Source organism: Endozoicomonas sp. ONNA2, from assembly GCF_024606365.1.
Classification (GTDB): Bacteria; Pseudomonadota; Gammaproteobacteria; order Pseudomonadales; family Endozoicomonadaceae; genus Endozoicomonas.
In genome coordinates this window covers 1-1610 of the sequence record NZ_JAHHPO010000249.1, presented here as the reverse complement: position 1 = coordinate 1610, position 1610 = coordinate 1, and the positions used below count along the sequence as shown (strand labels likewise).

The 1610-nt window shown below is 49.0% G+C and carries 1 protein-coding gene; it reads right to left on the bottom strand.

Annotation, left to right across the window (positions count from 1 at the left end):
- Positions 1 to 483 precede the first annotated feature (483 nt).
- The coding region (locus KDK14_RS04480; RefSeq protein WP_257263821.1) for a WD40 repeat domain-containing protein at positions 484 to 1610 on the bottom strand (1127 nt) is incomplete at its 5' end.

The window sequence follows — 1610 nt, the reverse complement described above, 5'->3', positions numbered from 1 at the left end:
TTTTGTCAATAGAGTTTTGTCAATAGAGTTTTGTCAATAGAGTTTTGTCAATAGAACCCGAAGCCAGTCGCCCACCAGGCAATTGCCTGGTTGAGAGCACACGGCCGGTATGCTGATGCAACTTTGCCGTGAAAAATATTTTGTTTAACCATTTTTCATTCTTGAGGGAGACGCAAAATATTTTCACGCGCCATGGGCATTTGACATGCAGGTTTTATGAGTATTGATTCCCACGTCTTACCCATTAAAGAAAAGTAAGCAGTAATGAAAAATCATCGGTTTAATTGCCCGCCGGTATGTGAGTGTCAGCAAGCAGCTTTCAAGGGGCAGCGGCAGAGCCAGGATATCCCAAGATTGTCAGACGGGTTTGTTGCACTTTTATGGTGAATAGAAACGATAATGGTTTTAGTGATATTTGCATCTATAAAGCACTGGCCGGTAAATAACGGTTGAGTTCATTCCTGAAAATTCCGTGACAAATCCTTATGGACACCCATCGGGTTTGCTCAGATCCCACACCTTGACGGTACAGTCTTCGGAGCCTGAAGCCAGTAACCTATCGGACAATGCCGTGACTGAGTTCACCCAGCAGGTATGCCCTTTCAGCGTCACCACGCATTTCTTCCCGTCGGGCTTGCTCAGATCCCATATCTTTATGGTCCTGTCATCAGAGCCCGAAGCCAGCCGTCCATCGGCCAATATTATGACTGAGAACACCACCTCGGTATGTCCTTTTAGCGTCACAACACATTGCTGCCCATCGGGCTTACCCAGATCCCACACCTTTATGGTCTGGTCATAAGAACTCGAAGCCAGACGCCCATCGGGAAATACCGTGAGTGAGAACACATGATGTTCATGACCATACAGCGTCGCGACGCATTGCTGACCATCGGGCTTGCCAAGGTCCCACACCTTTACAGTGTTGTCAGCAGAGCCCGAAGCCAGCCGCTCACCGGACCGCTCACCGTAAAATGGTGTGGCAAAGCTTACCCAATTGGTATGCCCTCTCAACGTTGCCACACATTGCTGCCCGTCGGGCTTGCCCAGATCCCATAACTTTACGGTCTGGTCATGAGAGCCAGAAACCAGCCGACCACCGGGCATTGGCCTGACTGAGTTCACCCAATCGGTATGCCCTCTCAACGTTGCCACGCATTTCTGGTCGTCTGGTTTACTCAAATCCCACACTTTGATGGTTTGGTCATCAGAAGCCGAAGCCAGTCGCCCATCGGGCAATGACGTCACTGAGCTGACAAGTTCGGTGTGCCCCGTAAGTGTCGCCACGCATTGCTCCCGCTTGCTCAGGCACCCTATCTTTATGGTCTTGTCAAAAGAGCATGAAGCCAGTTGCCCATCAGGCAATGCGGTGACTGATTTCACCGATGCGTTATGCATTTTCAGGGTGCCCACGCAAGTTTGCCCGACATCATCTTCCACAGCAGCCAGATATCCATTGCTTTCAATTCGATGATAAGCAAGCCGTAATAAAGGATCTTTAATACCATTACCGGGTACAGCAGGTATGTTCCTGTTTGCAATTATTTTTCTATACGCGTCAGCGGCAGAGCCATAATATTGATCGGATAGTTTTCTCAGTCGTTCTTTGG